At 53.9% G+C, this 19,896-nt stretch carries 8 protein-coding genes; all 8 read right to left on the bottom strand.

All coding sequences use genetic code 11. The features are described from left to right. Positions 1 to 55 precede the first annotated feature (55 nt). The 8 genes from KK083_RS20390 to KK083_RS20355 all read right to left on the bottom strand — a co-directional run bounded on the left by KK083_RS20390 (position 56) and on the right by KK083_RS20355 (position 19,891). On the bottom strand, positions 56 to 1,468 hold the full coding sequence (locus KK083_RS20390; RefSeq protein ID WP_254167072.1) for an arylsulfatase: 1,413 nt from the start codon (positions 1,466 to 1,468) through the stop codon (positions 56 to 58). A 98-nt stretch (positions 1,469 to 1,566) separates the two neighbouring features. Continuing rightward, complete coding sequence (locus KK083_RS20385; RefSeq protein WP_254167071.1) at positions 1,567 to 2,271, bottom strand: DUF4114 domain-containing protein; 705 nt, start codon at positions 2,269 to 2,271, stop codon at positions 1,567 to 1,569. Positions 2,272 to 2,983: 712 nt separating this feature from the next. Next, positions 2,984 to 4,762, bottom strand: coding sequence for a tetratricopeptide repeat protein (locus KK083_RS20380; RefSeq protein ID WP_254167070.1), 1,779 nt, complete (start codon positions 4,760 to 4,762; stop codon positions 2,984 to 2,986). 299 nt (positions 4,763 to 5,061) lie between these two features. Next, positions 5,062 to 5,343 (bottom strand): hypothetical protein, encoded by a 282-nt coding sequence (locus tag KK083_RS20375; protein WP_254167069.1) that lies wholly within the window; start codon positions 5,341 to 5,343, stop codon positions 5,062 to 5,064. Positions 5,344 to 5,763: 420 nt separating this feature from the next. After that, positions 5,764 to 7,404 carry a tetratricopeptide repeat protein gene (locus tag KK083_RS20370; protein ID WP_254167067.1) on the bottom strand — a complete coding sequence of 547 codons (1,641 nt, stop codon included), beginning with the start codon at positions 7,402 to 7,404 and terminating at the stop codon, positions 5,764 to 5,766. 6 nt (positions 7,405 to 7,410) lie between these two features. Next, complete coding sequence (locus KK083_RS20365; protein ID WP_254167065.1) at positions 7,411 to 8,346, bottom strand: PorP/SprF family type IX secretion system membrane protein; 936 nt, start codon at positions 8,344 to 8,346, stop codon at positions 7,411 to 7,413. A gap of 3 nt (positions 8,347 to 8,349) precedes the next feature. After that, the gene (locus tag KK083_RS20360) at positions 8,350 to 14,769 is read right to left on the bottom strand and encodes a DUF8696 domain-containing protein (RefSeq protein WP_254167063.1); all 6,420 of its coding nucleotides are present in this window, start codon (positions 14,767 to 14,769) and stop codon (positions 8,350 to 8,352) included. A 301-nt stretch (positions 14,770 to 15,070) separates the two neighbouring features. Continuing rightward, the gene (locus KK083_RS20355) at positions 15,071 to 19,891 is read right to left on the bottom strand and encodes a beta strand repeat-containing protein (protein ID WP_254167061.1); all 4,821 of its coding nucleotides are present in this window, start codon (positions 19,889 to 19,891) and stop codon (positions 15,071 to 15,073) included. Positions 19,892 to 19,896 lie beyond the last annotated feature (5 nt).

Raw genomic sequence — 19,896 nt, 5'->3', positions numbered from 1 at the left:
AGACCGGCATTGTCTCAGTTTCATCCCGATAGCTATCGGGACTAATATCTCATATCTAATTTACAGGGAACTCCTGTGAGTCTACACGCGCACTTTCCATCAGCTTCTCGAGCGCTTTTACTTTATCGGGGAATTGTGTTGCGAGATCGTTGCTCTCCGCGAGATCATCTTTGAGATTGTACAGCTCGGTTTTCGAATTATTGCTCTTTCGTTTTACGATCTTCCAGTCGCCGGCCCGCAGCGCCTGATCGAAGCCACGCTCGAAGAACTCCCAGTACAGGTAGTCATGTTTATTTTTAAGCGATCGCCCTTCGAGCACCGCTGCGAACGAGAGGCCATCGATGCCTGCCGGTGCTTTCTGCTGTGTCAGCTCCGCCAGCGTAGGGAGCACATCCCAGTTAGCGAGGGGCTCGTGCACTTCAGTACCCGCCCTGATCCTGCCCGGGGCCCAGGCGATCATGGGCACACGGATGCCTCCTTCGTAAAGATCACGCTTGTATCCTTTCAGGTCGCCATTGCTGTTGAAGAACTCCACCACGCGCCCGCCTTCCTGGTGCGGGCCGTTATCCGAAGTGAAGAAGACATACGTGTTGTCAGCGATGCCAAGCTCTTTCAACAAGGCGAGGATGCTGCCAACGTCTTCGTCCATCTGTTTCATCATGGCTGCGAAGGCTGCATTGGGCATAGGCTGCGAGCGATACGAGCCGTTGGGTGGCCGCACAAAAGGTTTTTCATCGAATACGCTGCTGCCATCGGGCTTCAGGAACGGAGCAAGCGACTCAGGCGTTGGCGCCCGCATCTCGGCATGTGGTATAGTGACGGGAAGATACAGGAAGAACGGCTTGTGCTGCTGTTGCCGGATAAAATCCTTTGCTTTGTGAATAATAACGGTGTGGGTATTGGTGTTGGTGTCCATCGGGTATTTCGACAACTTTCCCGCGTTGACCTGCCAGAGGTAGTCAACATTGTAACGGTGTGCCACGCGCTGGTGAAGGTAGCCGAGAACCTCATCCCATCCCTGCTTCTCAGGCGAACCTGTGTTGTCTTCAAGGCCCAGGCCCCATTTTCCATACATGCCCGTCACATAACCTTTGTTCTTCATCAGCTTGGCCAGCGTCATGTCATCGGGGCGCAGGGGCATCTCCTTGTTGCCCCGCACGTAGGCATGACCCATGTGCTTGCCTGTCATCAGGGCACAGCGCGAGGGTGCGCATACCGTGCTCCCGGCGTAGAACTGCGTGAACCGCGCGCCTTCCTTTGCCATCTGGTCCAGGTGTGGTGTACGAAGGGTCTTCTGACCGTAACATCCCAAGTCGGCATAACCAAGGTCATCGGCCATGATGTAGATGATGTTCGGGCTGCCGGATTTTTTCTGGGCATGACACACGTGCACCGTGAAGAGTATCGTACAAAGTGCTACAAGCCTGTATACGGAAGTGATGCGCCTGAAAACGGTGTTGATCGCCATAATCAAAATTTTGATCAAGATAAGTATTTCCGTGGCTAACGAAAATAAAATAGCCCCGGGTGGCGTCGGGGCTATTGATAACTTAATGACAATATTGGTTAAAGGTTCACCACATTGGTCAGATCAAAATTGGTGGCTGCCTTATTCTCTTTGTTGTCTGTTACGGTGAAGATGATGTCGTTGAAGTCCTGGTCACTCTGATGTGAGGTCAGGTCGTCTTCAAAGGTGAGCACGATGTCGCCAAGCTCTTTTTGTTTGAACAGCACGTGCTGTTGTTGTGCATCCGTGTTCAGCGTATAATCTGTATAAAATGTTTCGCGGTCATAGTGGATCTCTCCTCCGCCCCAGCCATTGATGATCAGAAAAAAACCTATGACCGTGCCGGCAGGAAATGTCCCATCGCCCACCTGCAGCCTGTCACCTTGCTTTAAGACGCGATAGGATACATGTGGAAACAGAACATTCAGCTTGAGATCGGAACGCTGCTCGGGTTTGTCATTGATATTGTATGAATACCAGCCGAAGGTGTTGCTATAACTGGCACCTTCAGAAATATAGGTCACATATACAGCCGATTCGTTTGTCAGCACAACCTGTTTGGCTGCGGTACCCTCGAACAATGCCGGTTGGGTTTTCTTAACGTTTTTAAACTCCGGAAACTCTGCCATTATCTTATTGTAGATCTCCGTGCGTTCTCCTGTCGCTTCGATATCGTCTGGCCGTTCTTTTATGCCTTCGTTTGAACAAAACGTAAGGGAGAGCATGGCCGCTGCACCAATGAACCTGATCATCACTTTTTTCATAGCCTTAAAGAATAATGTTATGCTGAATGAACCAATAAAGCTGATGCCACAGCGGGTAATACCTGCCTGCTCCCTTGGTTAATGCCGTTATGCTGACGTTCGCGTCGTTTACTGGCTGCCGCTTCGGATCACAACAGGCCAAAAAATGAAAAATTAAAGGCTGGCAGGTCTATGGCAACACGCTCAGCTTCAAAATGTACGGACCCATTAGTTCCTGAGAAAAGCAAATGCCCCGTGTGTAGGGATGTTCGAATCCACGCATTGTAGATTTTTAGATACAAATCTGTATCTGATTTGTGAAGCAGCTGTGATACAAAATGCGCATTGTGACTCCAAATGAATGCCAGTGGGTAACGACATTAAGTCCCGTTACAGCAATGTCCTTAAGTTAAGGAAGCGAAGTCTATATCACTACTGCATTAAAGCCCCGAAGGGGCGCAATATGAATAGCCCGCGGTGAAGCCGCGGGCTATTCAATGCGACGGGAAATGCGCCACGTGCGATAGTAATCGGGCGTTGCTTGTTCATGGCGCATCGATCGCAACACCCTGATCTGGCGTGTGCATTACGTGCCAGAGAAAACGTACCCCGATCTGGATTACCTGTGGCACGTGAATACCAATGCACAATAGCGTCGGGCTGCACCCGACGCTATTGATATTCAGCCCCTTCAGGGCTACCAATATGTCGTCACTAACGAGACTGAATTTCCTTATATCTGCGTGATCACCGAGCTCAGGTTCGAAGAGATATCCAGCTTCAGCTTTTTCCTCAGGCGTGAACGGGCCACTTTTACACTTTGTGGGGATATGTTCATGATGGTGGCGATCTCTTTGGTATCGAGGTTGAGCTTCAGCAGCGCGCAGAGTTTGAGGTCGCTCGAGTTGAGGTTAGGATATTTGGTCTTCAGGTGCTCGAAGAAATTGTTATGCACCTGCTCGAAATGCACTTTGAAATGCTCCCAGTCCTTGTCGATGTTCAGGGCAAAGTTTGCCGTGTGCACGAGGTTCCTGATCTTCAGGGAAAGGTCTGCGGGCGATGCGTTCCTGATCTCTTCTGCCGTGACCTTGATCTTTTCCAGGATCTCGTTCTTCTGGATCAGGTTCAGGGTGTTGGCCGTAAGGGCTTTGGCATTGAACTCCAGCTTTTGTTTCAGCTGTTCCTCATGCAGGCTTTTGTCCAGCAGCTCTTTTTCAAGCTCGAGCTTTTCACGCGCAAGGGTAGCCTTATCTCTGGCGGCGCGCAACCGGTGATGGTTCAGGTACAGTAATACGAGAAACAATGCGATCAGCAGCACAAGGGCGAGCAGGTTCATATACAGGGTATTGATATGTTCATCTTTTTTAGACATGGCCAGCGTATTGTTGCGGGAGGCTTTCGCCTGCATCTCCAGCAGCAGGTTGTTATGGTCGTGGTAGAGGCTGTCGGCAAACGACAATTGCAGCGAGCGGAGATTGAACGCTTTTTCAAACTGCTGCCGGCGACTGGCCAGCAAGGAGAGCTCGCCGTATACTTCCGCGATCTTGATCTTCATTTTCATCTGCATAAAATCGTGCAGGGCCTCCAGGTAACATTCTTCCGCGTGGCGTGCTTCGTTCAGCGAGGCATAGGCCTTTCCCAGCTTCAGTTCACTTTGCGCCATGCCATAACTGATCTTGTGCCTGGTGCTCATCTCTTTCGCGATCTTGAAATGACTGATGGCGGCAGCCGTGTTGTTCCTCTGTAACAATAGCTCGCCGAGGTTCAGGTGCAGGATGTACAGGTAGTCCGTATAAGCGTCGTCATCTTTGGCCATGAGCAGGGCTTTTTTCAGGTACGTTTCTGCTTCGGAGAACTCTCCGTGCGCGATCAGGGCTGTGGTGTAATGTGTTGCGCCGATCACATAAAGTGAATCGCTTTTGAGCTCGGCAGCTTTGCGAAGCGCATCCCGGAAACCGAGCAACGCCATGGAGTAAGTAGTGGCCCCCGCTTCGGCATAGATGGCGGCAATGTTGATCTGCACCAGCGACTCATACAATGTATTGCCTGTCTTCTTGTAAAGATCGAGGCTGGCCCCGAACTCGTCAAGCGATCGGGTAAGCAAACCGAGCTTGTAATGAAAGATGCCGGAGCTGAAATAATTACGGGCGATCAGATCGTATTCGTTCAGCTTCTCCGCCGCCGCGATAGACCGTGCATGGTATAGGATCCCCTTCTCGAAGTCGGCGAGCCTGTCGCCATAGATCCTGCCGAGCAGGTAACACGACATAGCAATATCCCTGTCGCTGTGCATCTTCTCCGCCAGGGAGAGCGCCAGCTTGGCATACTCGAGTGCCAGCGCCGTGTTGCTGTTCATGTGCTCATTCACAAAACGGTATAATGACCTGATCTGCGGAGGTTCATCCAGGCTGCCCTCACGAACACCCTGTGTTTTTTTGACGGTCTGCTGCGCCAGCATACAGCTGTTGACCAGAAGCAGTGTTACTGCGAGAAGGTTAAGGTTACGGGTCATCTTTTTAATAGGTAAGTGAATCTCCTTTTTTATGCGGCGCAGCGGCGCCAAAGAATCCAGTATCCGTTTAATAAAGGCAATACAGTTCAACTCAAGGTACTTCGTACAATGGCTGTTTGGATGGGCTCTTAAAAATGGGTGATTGGTTTGGAGGGCTCCTTCTGCTATTGCGGTGGATCCTGGGCGAAAGGCTTTCCCATAGTGTTCAGCGTTTTCATTTTTTCATGACGGGGTTTTGTATCTGTTTGTTGCATAAGCATATCGTATTTCTTAGATCTGTCTGTTATGGTGGATATAAATCAGGACCCGGCATAAGGCGTTGCATCCGGGATCTTCACAATGAACTCCGAACCTCTGCCCGAAGCTGCAACCCTGTTATACAGCGACCCTGTGGCGACCGCCGCGACGCCCAGGATATTCAGGGCGCCCTGGTGGATCAGGAAGAAGGTGCCATCGGAAAACCGGCACCTGAAAATACCGGTGAGAGAATTCTTAAAAAGGCTCGGATAATCCTTGATCGTATCGTTGCCGGGAAAGATGCCTGAGAGGCCAGGCGATCCTGCGATCTTAAAACCGTCCATAAAATCGGGTGGTTACTTTAGCCATTCTTCTTGAATTTACGGGGTTTGGATTCACGAAAATAATGACATAATCGTTGTTTCAACAATAAACTGGATTAACAATAGGTATACATGCCTCCGAATCGACGCATTTTACAGCGATCAGAATTCGGATTTTACCAAAAAATGAGGTAACAAAAGGTTTCATGCTGCATTACACGACGTATTTTTTCAAACCAGTCCTTTGATTTGAAAAAATAAATGTCTTTAAAACACCTATTTCTGTGGCCATTGTGCAAAGTTCAATGGTTAACGCCGAAGCCACCCAGGCTTGCTAACCCGAAACAAAAGGGTTTCATATTGCCGATAACCTGTCAAAAAACGTCGTGCGGAACTGGCGCAGAAAAAAGTTGTTTTTTTCTCTTAAAAGATGTGTCCCGGTCAGTGTTTGTATAGTTTTTCCACCTCAATACCGGGTTTCTTGGAGAGTTCCGTGTACCGTGCTTCCCGCCTCACAAAGGCATCGTTGTACCCCATGGCCCTGATCTTTTGCAACATTTCGATGGCGCCCTGGATGGAGCTGTACTTGCCATAGGTATACCGGTTGAACCCATCCTTGCCTTCATGGAGCAGCACCTGCTTCAGATCTTGTAAAAGGCTTCTGCGGATGACCTCGCTTCTCCGCAGCGCAAAGATCTGTATGGTGTAGTATACATCGGCATCGGGATCTGCGGTTTCAGCCTGCACTACCACGGGCGCGGGACTGGCCTGCGGAAGGGGAAGATCAATGCTGAGGCGATATATGTTGTCATTCCTATCGCCGTTGATGTCCTGGCGGTTGGACGAAAAGTAACCCGTGTTCGTTTTTGCATCGAGGATCAGGCCGAAATCGTCCTTGCTGCTGTTGACGGGGTGGCCCATGTTCTTTACCTCGGTTGTTCCCGCCAGGTTATAACGATAGATGTCCAGCCCCCCGAATCCGGCATGGCCGTTGGAAGCGAAGTAAAGCGTGGTGTCTGCCGCAACGAAGGGAAACATTTCATTGCCTTCGGTGTTCACGGCGGCACCCAGGTTTTCAGGGGCGCTCCAGGTGTTGTTTACCCACCGGCTCACGTACAGGTCTGTGCCGCCATAACCTCCGGGTTTGTTGGATGAAAAATACAGGTTAAGGCCGTCGCTGCTGATGGCGGGGTGGCCGATGGAGTAATCCTTGTTGTTGATGGCGAGCAGCACCGGTGTTTTCCACGTTTTACCCGAGGCATCTTTTTCGGCGGCGAAGAGCTGGAGATGGATCACGATCGCTTCTTCGCTCCGGCGCAGCTTGTCGTTCAGGTTGTTCCTGGTAAAGATCACCTTGCGGCCATCATCATAGAACACAGCGGGCCCCTCGTGAAAATCCGTGTTCAGCGCGTTGCTGATGCGGATGGGAGACGAGAAGGTGCTGTCGGGCAACGTTTTCGTATAATAAAGGTCGAGGTAGGTGCCACGCGCGTCCTTCTTTTCTTTTTCAGCTGCGGCTTCTCGCCTGCCGGAAACAAATACAAGCCCGCTGTCATAAAATGAAGGGCTGAAATCGGGATACGCTGAATTAAAGGATACAACGCTGATGCTATACTGTGAGGCGTCCTTCTTCAGCTCGTGCAAGCTTGCAATACCCCGGATCCTGCGTTCGCTGCGGGTGTCTTCCGGTACACGTTGCTTGTATAAACCGAACCAGCGCAGCGCTTCGTCATACTGTTCTTCAGACAACAGGATCTCGGCATAGTTATAGAGATGATGTGCCGGCACCGTTTCGGGCAGTCCGGTCTCCGATTGCGCGAAGGCGTCTTGATACCACCCACTGGCCTGTTCAAGGTCAGGCAACCTGAAGCTGGCCTCCGCTATCTTCAGCATCACCTCCATGTTGCGGCGGTCTCCTTCCAGCACTTCCTCGTAGGCTGTAATAGCTTCACCGTAGTGTCCGTGTTCAAACAGTTGGTCCGCCCTGGACAACCGCGCCTTTTGTTTTTCAGATACCTTCTTTTGCTGGGCCGGAGCCATAAAGGCCAGGCTGCACAGCACAAGCACAACGGAATATTTCATAGCCTGTTAAAAATACCTTGGTGATACCACCCTGTTCTTGAGCAGCTTCACAAACCTGTAGTTCAGCATTACTTCCGGGGAGCCCGAGCGAAAGCCCGACTCCGTAAGGCTCGACACAGGAATATCATAGGAGAAACCGATGCGAAGCTTTTGGGTTGCCTGCAGCTCCACCATCGGGTTCACAGCGTTCTTCAGCTGAAACGAACATCCCAGCCACAATACCTCGTCAAAGAGAAAATTCAGGTTGATGTCGAGGTTCATGGGCGCGCCGTTCACCACCTTCAGCAGGAAGTTGGGCTTGAACTTTAAATGGGGCCTGAGGTTCCAGAGATATCCCCCCGTGAGCAGGTACTGCCGCGCTTCCTTGCTGGTGAGCGGGTTGCCGCGTTTGAGTGTATTCTGTGCGATAGACGGCACCGAAAGTCCCACGTAGAACTGGCTGCTGGAATAGTAGTATACACCTGCACCGAAGTTGGGCAAGGTATAGGTGATGTCTTTTGCAAAAGAAGGATCCTGTGAACCTGAAGGCAGCGTCAGGTCCGTGAGCTGCTCGCGATAGGTGGTAACACCCGCCTGAATGCCCATGGAAAACACGTTCTTCCGGTTCACCTTTATTTTATAAGAATACATCACATAGCCGTTGTAGATATCGGTGACGCCGATCCCCTGTTTTTCCAGGATGATGCCCACCCCTATGCGCTTGCGTGGCCAGGGCATGTGCGCCGAAAGCATCTGGCTGTTGGGGGCACCCTTGGCACCGAGCCACTGTTGCCTTCCCTGCGCCGTGATGTTGGGATATTTGTCTGTGCCGGCATAAGCCGGGTTCAGCATCAGGCCGTTGAACATGTATTGCGCATAACTGACCCGTTGCTGGCCATAACCTGCCTGGGCCATGGCCTGGAAAAAGATCAGCAGCAGTACAAGCCGTGTTGTTTTAATCATAGCTCAGCGTTTTAGTACAACAAATCCTCTCAGCACGGAGTCGTTGTCGTTACCCAGGTCGATAAAATAGAAGTAAGTTCCGTCAGGCGCCTCCTGCCCTATCTTCAACCCCTTGTTGGTCTCTCCGCGCCACGCATGGAGCTCATTGTCGTATCCCTTGCGCTCAAAGACGAGGTCGCCCCATACGTTATAAAGTTTCACGTTATTGTTCGGGTACAGCTCGATGCCCTCGATGATCCAACGGTCCAGCTGGTCGTCGCCATTCGGCGATACACCCTCGGAGATCAGCAGGGATTGCGAGCATCCCGTCTGGCCCGGTTGTGTGTTGATGATCAGCTGCGCGCCACCTGAAGTAATGGGCGTACAGCCCGGGCTGATCACCCGCACGCGATAAAGGTATCCGTTCATAGCGGGCGGCACCCTGCGCAAGAGCAATGAAGCCGAGTTTTCACCGCTCAGCGCTGTCCATTCACTACCGCGATTCTCTTCCCAGATGTATGAGATGTCACTGCCTTCGGCGATCACGGTGAATACGGCATTCTGGTCCATGCATACTTCAGCGGGGGCTGGTGGTGCGATCATGTCCGGCAAACGGCTTACCGTCAGATCGGCGATGTCAGAAGTGACGGGGGTACAGCCCGCAGCATCCACGATCACACGGTACTGATATGCGTTCATGACGCTGGAAACGTGCAGCAGGTTGAGCTCCGGGCTAACGGCACCGGGCAGGTTCTCCCATGCGGCGCCACTGTGCATTTGCCATTGATACGCCAATGCGGTGCCGGTGACTGAAACAGTGAACCGGGCCGAGCCACCTTCACAGGTAACAGCATCGGTGGGATGGGCAGTGATGTTCGACAGGGCATTCACCGTGATGAGCGTTGCAGCAGAAGGTACCGGTGTACAACCGGGATTACCCGCCACCACGCGGTAGCTGGTGTTATTGACCGCCTGGGGTATGGATGATAGAGTCATTGAACGGCCTGTCTCTCCGGTGATGTCAGTCCAGCCACTGCCATTGTTCTGTTGCCACTGGTACCTGTAGCCCGTAGCCGTACCGGTGACGACTCCTGTAAAGGTTGCTTCACTTCCCGCGCACACGACCGTAGCGGCGGGGTCATTGGCTGCGGCGGGATTTTCCCGGTGCAACGTAACAGCACCCACGGCGCTGATCAGCAGTCGTGCATCGGCTGAGGTCACATCCGGGCCACAGGTACCACCGACCAGCACATGGTACAAACGGTTATGCAGTGAATTATTGACATTGTTCACTACCAGTTGCCGGTCGTTCTCTCCTGTAATGTCGCGCCATGTCCCGGAAGCGCCGTTGTTGGTCTGCCACTGATAACGTACGCCGGCGCCCGTAGCGGATACGGAAAAAGTAACATTGGCAGCGCCATCGCAGGCGTTGAGGTCTGCAGGGCTTGTAACAATAACAGGTTTTGCCTCAACGGTGAGCGCAGCAGATCGGCGGGCTCCCGTGATGTTGTCACATGCATTTGTTGCAACAACGGTATAGGTAGCCTGATCGGCGGGCAACAGGTTTGTCAGCGTAAGCGTGTTCCCTACGGCACCGGCGAGATCGGTGCCGTTTTTCTGCCACTGCCCCTGGGTAGTCGCGTCGCCAAAAGTCGCGGTAAAGGTCACATCAGTTCCTTCACATTGTGTGACGTCCGAAAGTACGCTTGTGATTCTCGGCAAAGCACGAATGGTCAGCGTAGCCTCGTCGCTCACAGCAGCTGGCGTCGCGCAAAGGCCTGTAACAGTAACCTTGTAGGTACCGGCATCCGCGGTTGCTATTGTTGGGGGCAGATCAAAGTGATCATCGTCGGTACCAATGGGTGCGCCATCCTTCTGCCATTGATAATGCAGGTCGTAACCAGTGGCCGCAATGGTAAAGCCAGCGATACCGGTGGCGTTCTCACAAACATCCTTGTCACCCATCGGGGCACTCGTGATCCTCGGCAGCTCACGTACGGTTAGTGTGGCTTCATCCGTCAGCGGGGCCGGCGTAGCACAGAAACCGGTAACGGTTACTTTGTAAGTGCCAGCATCACCTGTTGCCATCGTTGCAGGAAGATCGAAGTTGCTCGCGTCAATGCCATCAGGCGTTCCGTTCTTCTGCCATTGGTAATGCAAATTATAACCGGTAGCCGTAATCGTAAAGTCAGAAACACCGGTGGCATTTTCACAAACGTCTTTGTCGGCCATCGGACCACCCGTGATCCGCGGCAGCTCGCGCACGGTCAACGTTGCTTCGTCCGTCACAGGTGCGGGTGTAGCACAGTGGCCAGTGACGGTCACCTTGTAAGTACCGGCATCGCCCGTCGCCATCGTTGCAGGCAAATCGAAGGAATGGTCATCGGTACCCACGGGTGAACCATTCTTTTCCCACTGGTAATGCACGTCGTAACCAGTAGCGGTAATGGTAAAGTCAGTTACACCCGTAGCATTCTCACAAACTTCTTTATCGCTCATCGGGGCACTCGTGATCCGCGGCAGCTCACGTACGGTGAGTGTGGCTTCGTCCGTCAGCGGAGCCGGCGTAGCACAGAAACCGGTAACGGTTACTTTGTAAGTGCCAGCATCACCTGTTGCCATCGTTGCAGGAAGATCGAAGTTGCTCGCGTCAATGCCATCAGGTGTTCCGTTCTTCTGCCATTGATAATGTAAATTATAACCGGTAGCCGTAATCATAAAGTCAGAAACACCGGTAGCATTTTCACAAACGTCTTTGTCGGCCATCGGACCGCCCGTGATGCGCGGCAGCTCACGCACGGTCAGCGTGGCTTCGTCCGTCACGGGGGCGGGCGTAGCACAGTGGCCAGTGACGGTCACCTTGTAAGTACCGGCATCGCCCGTCGCCATCGTTGCAGGCAGATCGAAAGTGTGATCATCGGTACCCGCGGGCGAACCACTCTTCTCCCACTGGTAATGCACATCGTAACCGGCAGCGGTAATGGTAAAGTCAGTTACACCCGTAGCATTCTCACAAACTTCTTTATCGCTCATCGGGGCACTCACGATCCGCGGCAACGCGCGTACGGTGAGCTCAGCATCATCTGTCACGGGCGCCGGTGTAGCACAGGTACCCGTCACTGTTATTTTGTATATGCCAGCATCGCCTATGGCTATCGGTGAGGGCAGGCTCAGGCTGTTGGCGTTGGTGCCGACATTGGTGCCATCTTTTTGCCACTGGTAGCTCACGCCATCTCCTATCGCCGTAATGGCAAAGGCCGTCACGCCCGTGACTGCTTCACATACTTCCCGGTCGGCCAGCGGTGGCGCACTGGTGATCGATGGGTTGACCCTGGTACGGATCATCAGGTTGTTGGCGCAGGTAACCGAAGCAATACAGGCACCTTCGCCCCGTACATAATATGTAACATCGGTTCCCGGTGTACTTTCTGCCGTGATGTCAACTGTAGTCGCCGAGGCCGGTGTCAGCGCGGTGCCGCCACCACATGCGCCCTTATACCACTTCCATTCTGTAGCATCATTAAGACTCCCTACAACGGTCAATGTAGCGCTGGTGATAGTGCCCGGGCAAAAGTGCGGTCTTGTGGAGGTTATGTCTGTTGCAACGGGAAGGTTCGCCGCCGGCCCCATCTTCATCACAGAGATCCTGTTCGCCACAGCCGCGGGTGTCAGTGATCGCAACACCACGTAAGGCACGCCGGTGGCATTCACACCGATAGACATATCGTCGACAAGCGTAACACCCGTTGGTAAAACGGAAGTGCCCACAGCAGTCCAGCTTGCACCGTTGTATTTCATCGTCTTACCAATCGAGCCCTCCGTGTAAGACACATAAGGCGCGCCGCCCTTATCGAGGGCCAGGCTTACAAAGCTTGCTGCCGCAGCTGACACACCGCCGGCAGGCCCTACCAAAGTCCAGCTTGTTCCACTGACGTATTTGTGCACCACAACCCTGCCGCTGCTCACACCGGCATCGCGGTAAGCTACATACGGAACGCCGCGGCTATCAACTTTGATGGAAGTGAAGGTTGCAGCCGAAACTGAAATACCTGTGGCGCCGACAACCGTCCAGGCTACGCCATTGAATTTCATCACACTAAGCCTGGTGGTAACAGTGCCGTCTGCAAAAGAAACATAAGGTGTGCCCCGTGAGTCGATCGCGATGGCGTTACTGGTGGCAGCGGCTGTGGTAAAGTTGGCAACACCTACAACCTCCCAAAGCGTGCCGTTGAACCGCATCACCGTAGCCCTGCTGGCCGGCGAGCTTGTGCCATCCGTATAAACAACGTAGGGTGTTCCGTCATTGATGTTCATGGCCATGGAAAGGCTGGTGGCTGTTCCAGCTGAAAAGTTGGTGGCACCCACCGTCACCCAGCTTCCGGCGTCGAATTTTTTAACGTTCACCTTACCGCCGTCGATATAAGCCACATAGGGCGTGCTGCCGTAAAAGGCGATGTTCACAAAGGTGGCAGCACCTGAAGAGAATCCTGCTGTGCCTACCAGCACCCATTGTATGCCGTCATATTTCATCACGGTAACCTTGCCGGCGGTGGGTGTGGTTGAAGCATCGCGGTAGGCCACAAATGGCGCGTTGCTGTTGTCGAAAGCGATCGCCACAACGTTCGGGGCACCCGCAGCGTTGGGGCCTGTGGCGAAACCTGCGCCGCCCACCACATCCCACGATGACGCGTTGACCGAATTATCGTTGCAGTCGGCATTGTTGATCACGTGGCCCGGTTGTGGGCCGCAATCGATCAGCGTGGAAGCGGTGGCGTTGCCCAGGCCATCTCCATCGCTATCCTGGTACCAGGTAGGTTTTGGTGTAACGCCTACGGTGAACACCGTACAGGTGGCCGACGCGCTGATACAATTGCCTTCACCCCTTACATAATAAGTGGTGGTAACACCAGGCGACACGCTGATCGATGTTCTGGCAACAGGATCGATGGGTGTAACCTCCGACAATGCATCGCCGCAGGTACCACTATACCACTTCCACCGGGCAGCGTGGTTCAGGTTGCCGGTGAGTGAAACAATAGCACTCTCTCCCGTACACAGGAACGCTTGCGGGCTGGTGATGCTGGAGATCACGGGCAGATCGATCTGCGGCGCCACGGAGTAGACCACCGCTTTTTCAGAGCCGCTGTCTTTAAATGCCAGGTACGGAGCGTTGGTGTAAGCGGAGATGGCAAGGGAGAGCCGAATACCATTGATCGAAGGTGTAGATGCCACACTCCAGGAGCCGGAAGCGCTCAACTTCTTCAATGCAATTTTCCCTGCCACATTATCCTGGAATGCTACCACCGGTACATTCTGGTTATCGACCGCCAGGTCAACATAAGAGGCCGTTCCCGAATGTACGTAAGCGTTACCCGATGGTCCTACCGGCGCCCATGCACCACTTTCATACTTCTGCACGATCACCTGGTTCAGGTCATCGTCATAATAGGCAACGTACGGAATGCCCGTGCTGCTGACCGCGATCCTGGGGGTTTCATTACCAGACGATGTATAATAAGGAAACGCGCCCGTACCGACCTGCGTCCACGCCGGCACCGGGGCCGAGATATCACAGCTGAGCACGATCGTCTTCAAGGTGTTGGCGTCAAACGAAGCGTTCCTGTCCACCACGGCGGCGTACAGCATGTTGCCTCGGGCGGCTAAGGCGGGCACGTAGTCACTGACGATACCCATCAGGGTGCCGCCCAGGTTTACCCAGTTGCCTGTGCCCACGTCAAATTTCATCACCGTCATGGTGCGGGCCGCGCCTTCTCCGAAGATCACATACGGCACATCGTTGTGCAGCATGATGCGTATGTTGATGTTAGGCTCCAGCTCGGCCGAAAACCGCCGGCTTCCCACCAGTACCCACTGGCCCAGCGTGCCGTCGAATTTCAGCACAGTAGCTTTGTTATTGCTGGCAACACCGGCATCGAAATCCAGGAAACATATATAAGGCTCGCCGAGACTGTTGACCGCCATATCAGGCTGCTGGATCTCAATGGGATCGATGGTGGTGGTGATAGGACTGCCTCCAACGGCCGTCCACGCAGCGCCGCTGAATTTTCTAACATATTTGTCTGTGGTGGCAAAATCCTGGTATAAGGCGAACGGTGTTCCATCCGGTGCAAGCGCAAGCTTGGTCATGGTAATGGAAGCGGACGAAACAGGACTCGCCCCCACCCAGCTCCAGATCGAATTGTTGGGCAGGGCATCGTTACAGTCCAGCGGGTTGAGCACATGGTTCGGAGGCTGTGTCGGTGAAACCACTGGTGTGGTAAATCCATCACCGAATCCATCACCATCAAGGTCCGGATACCAGTTCTGTGCAAACAACGTAGTAACTAACAGCGAAAAGGCCAAAACAAGGCCGGCCTTGCAAAACACCGGACCTATATTACAGGCTGCCGTGCGGTTGCGCCTGTCAGGTATTGAATCGTTCATAAACTGCCTTTTAGGTAAATGCTGACAATTGGGTTGTTCAGTCCACTACCAATATCCCGTAGCCGGCAGGATCTTCATTCAAAAACGTGTTACAAAAGGTTAAACTACGCTATGGCTACTGGTATCAAAAAGTATCGGTCATCCGCAAAACCGTTCGACTTCCCTTCACGGTCATTGAACAGCTTTGAAATACATCTCATCGGCATAACACCGGGTGAAGGAAAGGCACAAAAGTGGCTTTGATACGCCACCTTTGTCCTGTTTGTTTCCTTTTGTTAACCTCATGTTGGAGAGAAATCTGCTAGTGCAGCACCACAAACCTTCCTTCACGGATTTTGCCTGAGGCATACCTGATCCGGTAGATATACACGCCGTTGCTATGGTTGCCGGAGCTGAACAGGGCCGTATAGGTCTTTCCGGCCGATACCGCACCCTTGTAAGGTTCCGCCACTTTTACGTTCAGCAGCGTATAGACCTCCACCACGGCGTGGTAGTTTCCATCCGGTGTAAACTCGATGCTGGCATAGTCACGGGCCGGGTTAGGATATACGCCCACGGTAAAGGGATTCTCCGTTTCCGCTGTGCTTTGTGCCTGTACCGGGGTTCCCTCCCTATGCGTAGCAGATCGTGCGCCAGCGCCGCCCTGCATGCCTTCACACGATTCGAACACAACGGTGACAGTATACGTTTGCTTACAGTTGCTGGTGGGATGCGTCGCTGTCAGTGTATAGTCACCGGCTGCCGTGGTCACTGATGGCTGTTCCTGCGATTCATAGTTCTCTCCGGTCCAGACAAGAGATGCACCGGGTGTAGACGATTCAGCAAGGAGCTGAACAATGTCAGAACCACAGTCATTCAGCGTTCCGATAACCTCGTAAGTCACGTTCTCCGGCGTTGCAAAATCACTCTCCACGAGCCTGCTGGCCGTGGCCGTACAACCGCCAGGCGTTGTAATGGTAACCGTATACAGTCCGGCAGTAGACACGGTGGGCTGCTGCGCGTTCGGGTTCGAAATAGTACCGGGGCCTGTCCAGCTATACGTTACGGGGAATGCCGATGGCACTGCAGAGAGGGCTACAGACGAGCTCGTACAATTGATGGTACCACTCACGTTGGCTTGAACAGACGGCGTAGTGATGGTACGCGACACGCTGCGGCTGGCGCTGCGCGAGCATCCGTTGGCATTGCTCGTAAGCGTGAGCGTATACTCAGCGGGCGCCGTCACAGAAATGTTCTGTGTTGTGGCGTTGAAGCCCTGAGGGCTGGTCCACAGGTAACTAAACGCTCCGGCGGGACCAGTCAACCGCACCGGGCTTACAAAACAGGTGAGGTCGGTTCCGTCAGGGTTTCCAATGGTGACGTTGGGTGCTGTTTTATTGAACGGTACGGTAACATCCGGAGGTGTGGTAGTACAACCATTCGTCGTATTGGTCACTACGAGGCGGTACGTTCCTCCTACTGATACGGAAGGCGTAGACGTTGCAGGGTTCACGATCGGGTCCGAGCCTGTTCCCGTGAAGGTCCAAAGGTATGAAACGGTACCGGTACTGGTCGTCGCACGCAGCTGAACGTTCGGGCTCGCACAGGTAATGGTTGCGGGGGCATCGATCACCACATTCTGCGGCGCTACGATGTTCCGGTCGATGTTCACACCTGCGGTGGCAAAACACCTGTTCGATTGATTGGTCACCGTTACTGTATACAGACCCGGTGTTGTTACACTGGCGTTAGAAGCATTCGGATTGGTGACGGTACCGGGGCCGCTCCAGCTGTAAGTGACATTACCGGTGGATGTGCCCGCCATGATGCCGATGCTCGGGTTGCTGCAGGTAATGATGCCAGTGCCTGCGTACGTCGCCGTTACATTCTGAGGCACCTCTGTGTTCTGCACCACGGTGACGCTCGAGGTAGATGTGCATTTGTTATCGGGATCCTCGGCAATCACCGTATATAAACCGGGCACAGCCGTCACCGGATTGGCCAGGTTCGATACAAAGCTTTCCGGGCCCGTCCAGCTGTAGAGTACATCAGCGGTTTCAGAATGCGCGTTGAGCGTAACCTCTGTGATCACGCAGTTCAGCTGTCCGGATACGCCGGCTGTCACACCCGGGAGCACACGGTCCTGCTCCACGGTTACAGTTTTGCTCGCCACGCAGCCATTCACCAGGTCTTTCACGGTAAGGGTATACGACCCTGCAGTCGATACAGCAGTGATGGCGTCGGAAGAGGAGAATCCAGGTCCTGCCCAGCTATAGGTAACATCCGGGGTGATGGAGGTGCCGGTGAGCGTGATCGAAGGATGTTCACAGGTGATCCTGGACGAAGCCGTGGCCGTAACACCCTGCGGTGCCGTTGTATTTTGCAGGATCGTCACTTCCGAGTAGTCCTTACATCCATTGGCATTGCTGGTCACCGTCAGCACATAGATGCCCGGCAGAAATGCTTCGGGATTCCGCTGACCGGAGGTGAATGTATCAGGGCCGGTCCATCCGTAGGTTACATCAGGCGTGTCTGAGTCACCATACAGGTTAACGCTGGACGCATCGCAGGTAATATTACCCGAAGAAGAGGCCAGCACATTTTCAGGACGTGCAATATCCTGTTCCACAACCACCACACGCAATGATGTACAACCATTCGCAGTGTTGGTAGCCGTAACGGTATAAGGGCCGGGCACGTTCGTGGTCGCCGATTGCTCGTCAGACGAATAGTTGTCAGGGCCGGTCCAGCTATACTGCACGCCGCCGGTGCCCGAGCTTGCCTCGAGGAACACCGCTGTCAGCGAGCAGGTAAGCGTGCCACCCAATACTGCTGCATCCACACCGGGTTCGGTCTTGTTCTCCTGCGTGGCAACGCTGGAGGTCGAGGTACATCCGTTGGCGGGATCAGTTACCGTTACTGCATAGGTGCCAGAAACATTTACAGAGGGGTTATATACGGTAGAAGAGAACGCGCCGGGGCCGGTCCACTGATATTGCAGACCGGTAGACGGATTGGCCTTCAGGGTCACCGTGCTCACATTACAGGTGAATACACCCAATGCGGAAGTGGTTACTGTAGGCGTTACAATATTTTGCGCAACGGTAACGCTGGCAGGTGTCTTACAGCCGTTCGCGTTGTTGGTCACAACGAGGTTGTATACACCGGGGACGCCGACATTGATCGTGGAGGCCGTGGGGTTCTGAATTGTACCGGGGCCACTCCACTGATAACCAACACCACTGGTTTGAGAAGAAGCCGCAAGGGCTACGCTCTGCCTGCTGCAGGTCAGGATCTCCGGGGCAGCAATAACCACGTTGCCGGGTGCTTCAATGTTCCTGAGCACCGCCACGGTACGGGTTTCGGTGCAGCCATTCGCATTGTTGGTCACCAAAACTGAATAGTCACCAGGCTGGCTAACGCTTGCACTCGACATGTTCGGATTGGTGATGGGTCCAGGACCGCTCCAGCTATAGGTTACACCCGCGGTGCCGGAAGAGGCCACCAGCGCAACGCTTTGTGCATCGCAGGTCAGGATCGCAGGAGTCTGGATCTGCACATTTTCAGGCTTATCGATATTCTGCTCGATGGTAATGTTCCGCGTGGCGATACATTGATTGGCCGGGTTGGTCACCGTCAGCGTGTAGGTTCCAGGTTGTGTAACGCTGGCACTGGCCAGCAACGGATTGGTGATCGGGCCGGGACCCGTCCAGCTGTACGCTACACCGCTGGTGGTAGAAGCGCCGTTCAATGTCACACGCTGGTTACTGCAGTTCAGCACCGAGGGCGTAGACGGCGTGATGCTCACATTGGCCGGCAGGGTGATGCTCTGGATCACACTCGTTGCCGTAGTAGAGGTACATCCGTTGGAAGTGTTTGTTACTGTAAGCGTGTAACCTCCCTTGACGGAAGTAACAGGGCTTTGTTCGTTGGAGGTAAAGCCTGAGTTCGTCGGGCCGATCCACCGGTAGGTAACATTGGAGGTCTGCGAAGCGCCCAGCAACGTCACCTGTGAGTTGATACAGTTCAGCTGGCCCAACACTGACGCCGTGGCGCCAGGCCGGGTGTTGTTCAGCACTACCGTATAATCCGCCTGCGAGGTACAGCCGTTGGATGTACGCCTGGTGATGAGCACATAGGTGCCTGCCGCGCTGGCAACCGGGTTCTGTACAGTTGAGCTGAAAGACGACGGGCCGGTCCATTGGTAAGACACATCCGTTGTGGGCGAGCTTCCTGACAGTGTTACTGAGCCGTTAACACAGGTGATCTGGTTCGGGCCGGCAACCGTGATGTTCGCGCCCGGTGCATCCACATTCCGTTGTACGTTGACAGAGGCCGTGGAAGTACAGCTGTTCGAAGGATTGGTGGCGGTTACCGTATATGTTCCTGCTACCATGACCGAAGGATCCTGCGTGTTATTTGAAAAGTTCTCAGGACCCGTCCAGCTATAGGTCGCCTCTGCGGTAGGTGACGATGCACCCAGCTGAACGGATGGGTTCGCACAGGTGATCGGTCCTGAAACAGAGGGCGTCACACCCGGCTTGAGCGTGCTTTGCGTGACATTGACCGTAGCTGTAGACGTACAACCATTGTCAGGATTGGTCACGTTCAGCGTGTAACCTCCTCCCGCGGTGATCGCCGGATACTGCGCCAGTGAAATAAAGTTACTGCCGATCCAGCGGAACGTTGCATTGGTGATCGATGTGGTAGCCTGCAGGGTCACAGACGAGTGTGCACAATCCAGGGCATGGCTGACAGAGGCTATGGCACCCGGAAGCGCAATGTCACGGATCACCTCCACCGACGTGGAAGAGGTGCATCCGCCCGCGTTGTTAGTAACGGTAAGAGTATACGTTCCAGGCAGCGACACCACGGGGTTCTGCAGCATGGACGAATAACCTCCGGGACCGGACCACAGGTAGGTCACCGAGGGTGCCGTTGCCGAGCCTTGCAGCGTGATGGACGTGGCGCTGCACGTAAGCCTGGCCGGGGGCAGAACGGAGGCTCCCGGCGGTGTACATTGCAGCGCAGGTTCGTCGAGCGGTGCACGCGCCCATGCAACCTGGCATAAGAACAACAGTAACATGCCAAGTGCTGCCTGCAGATGACATCTTACCCTTATGGGGTTTACGGAAAGTTTCATAGGTA

Origin of the sequence: Chryseosolibacter histidinae, assembly GCF_018598225.1 — a bacterium.
GTDB classification, from domain to species: Bacteria; Bacteroidota; Bacteroidia; order Cytophagales; family Cyclobacteriaceae; genus Chryseosolibacter; species Chryseosolibacter histidini.
The sequence above is the reverse complement of the archived record's forward strand: the minus strand, read 5'-3'. Positions and strand labels throughout refer to the sequence as shown.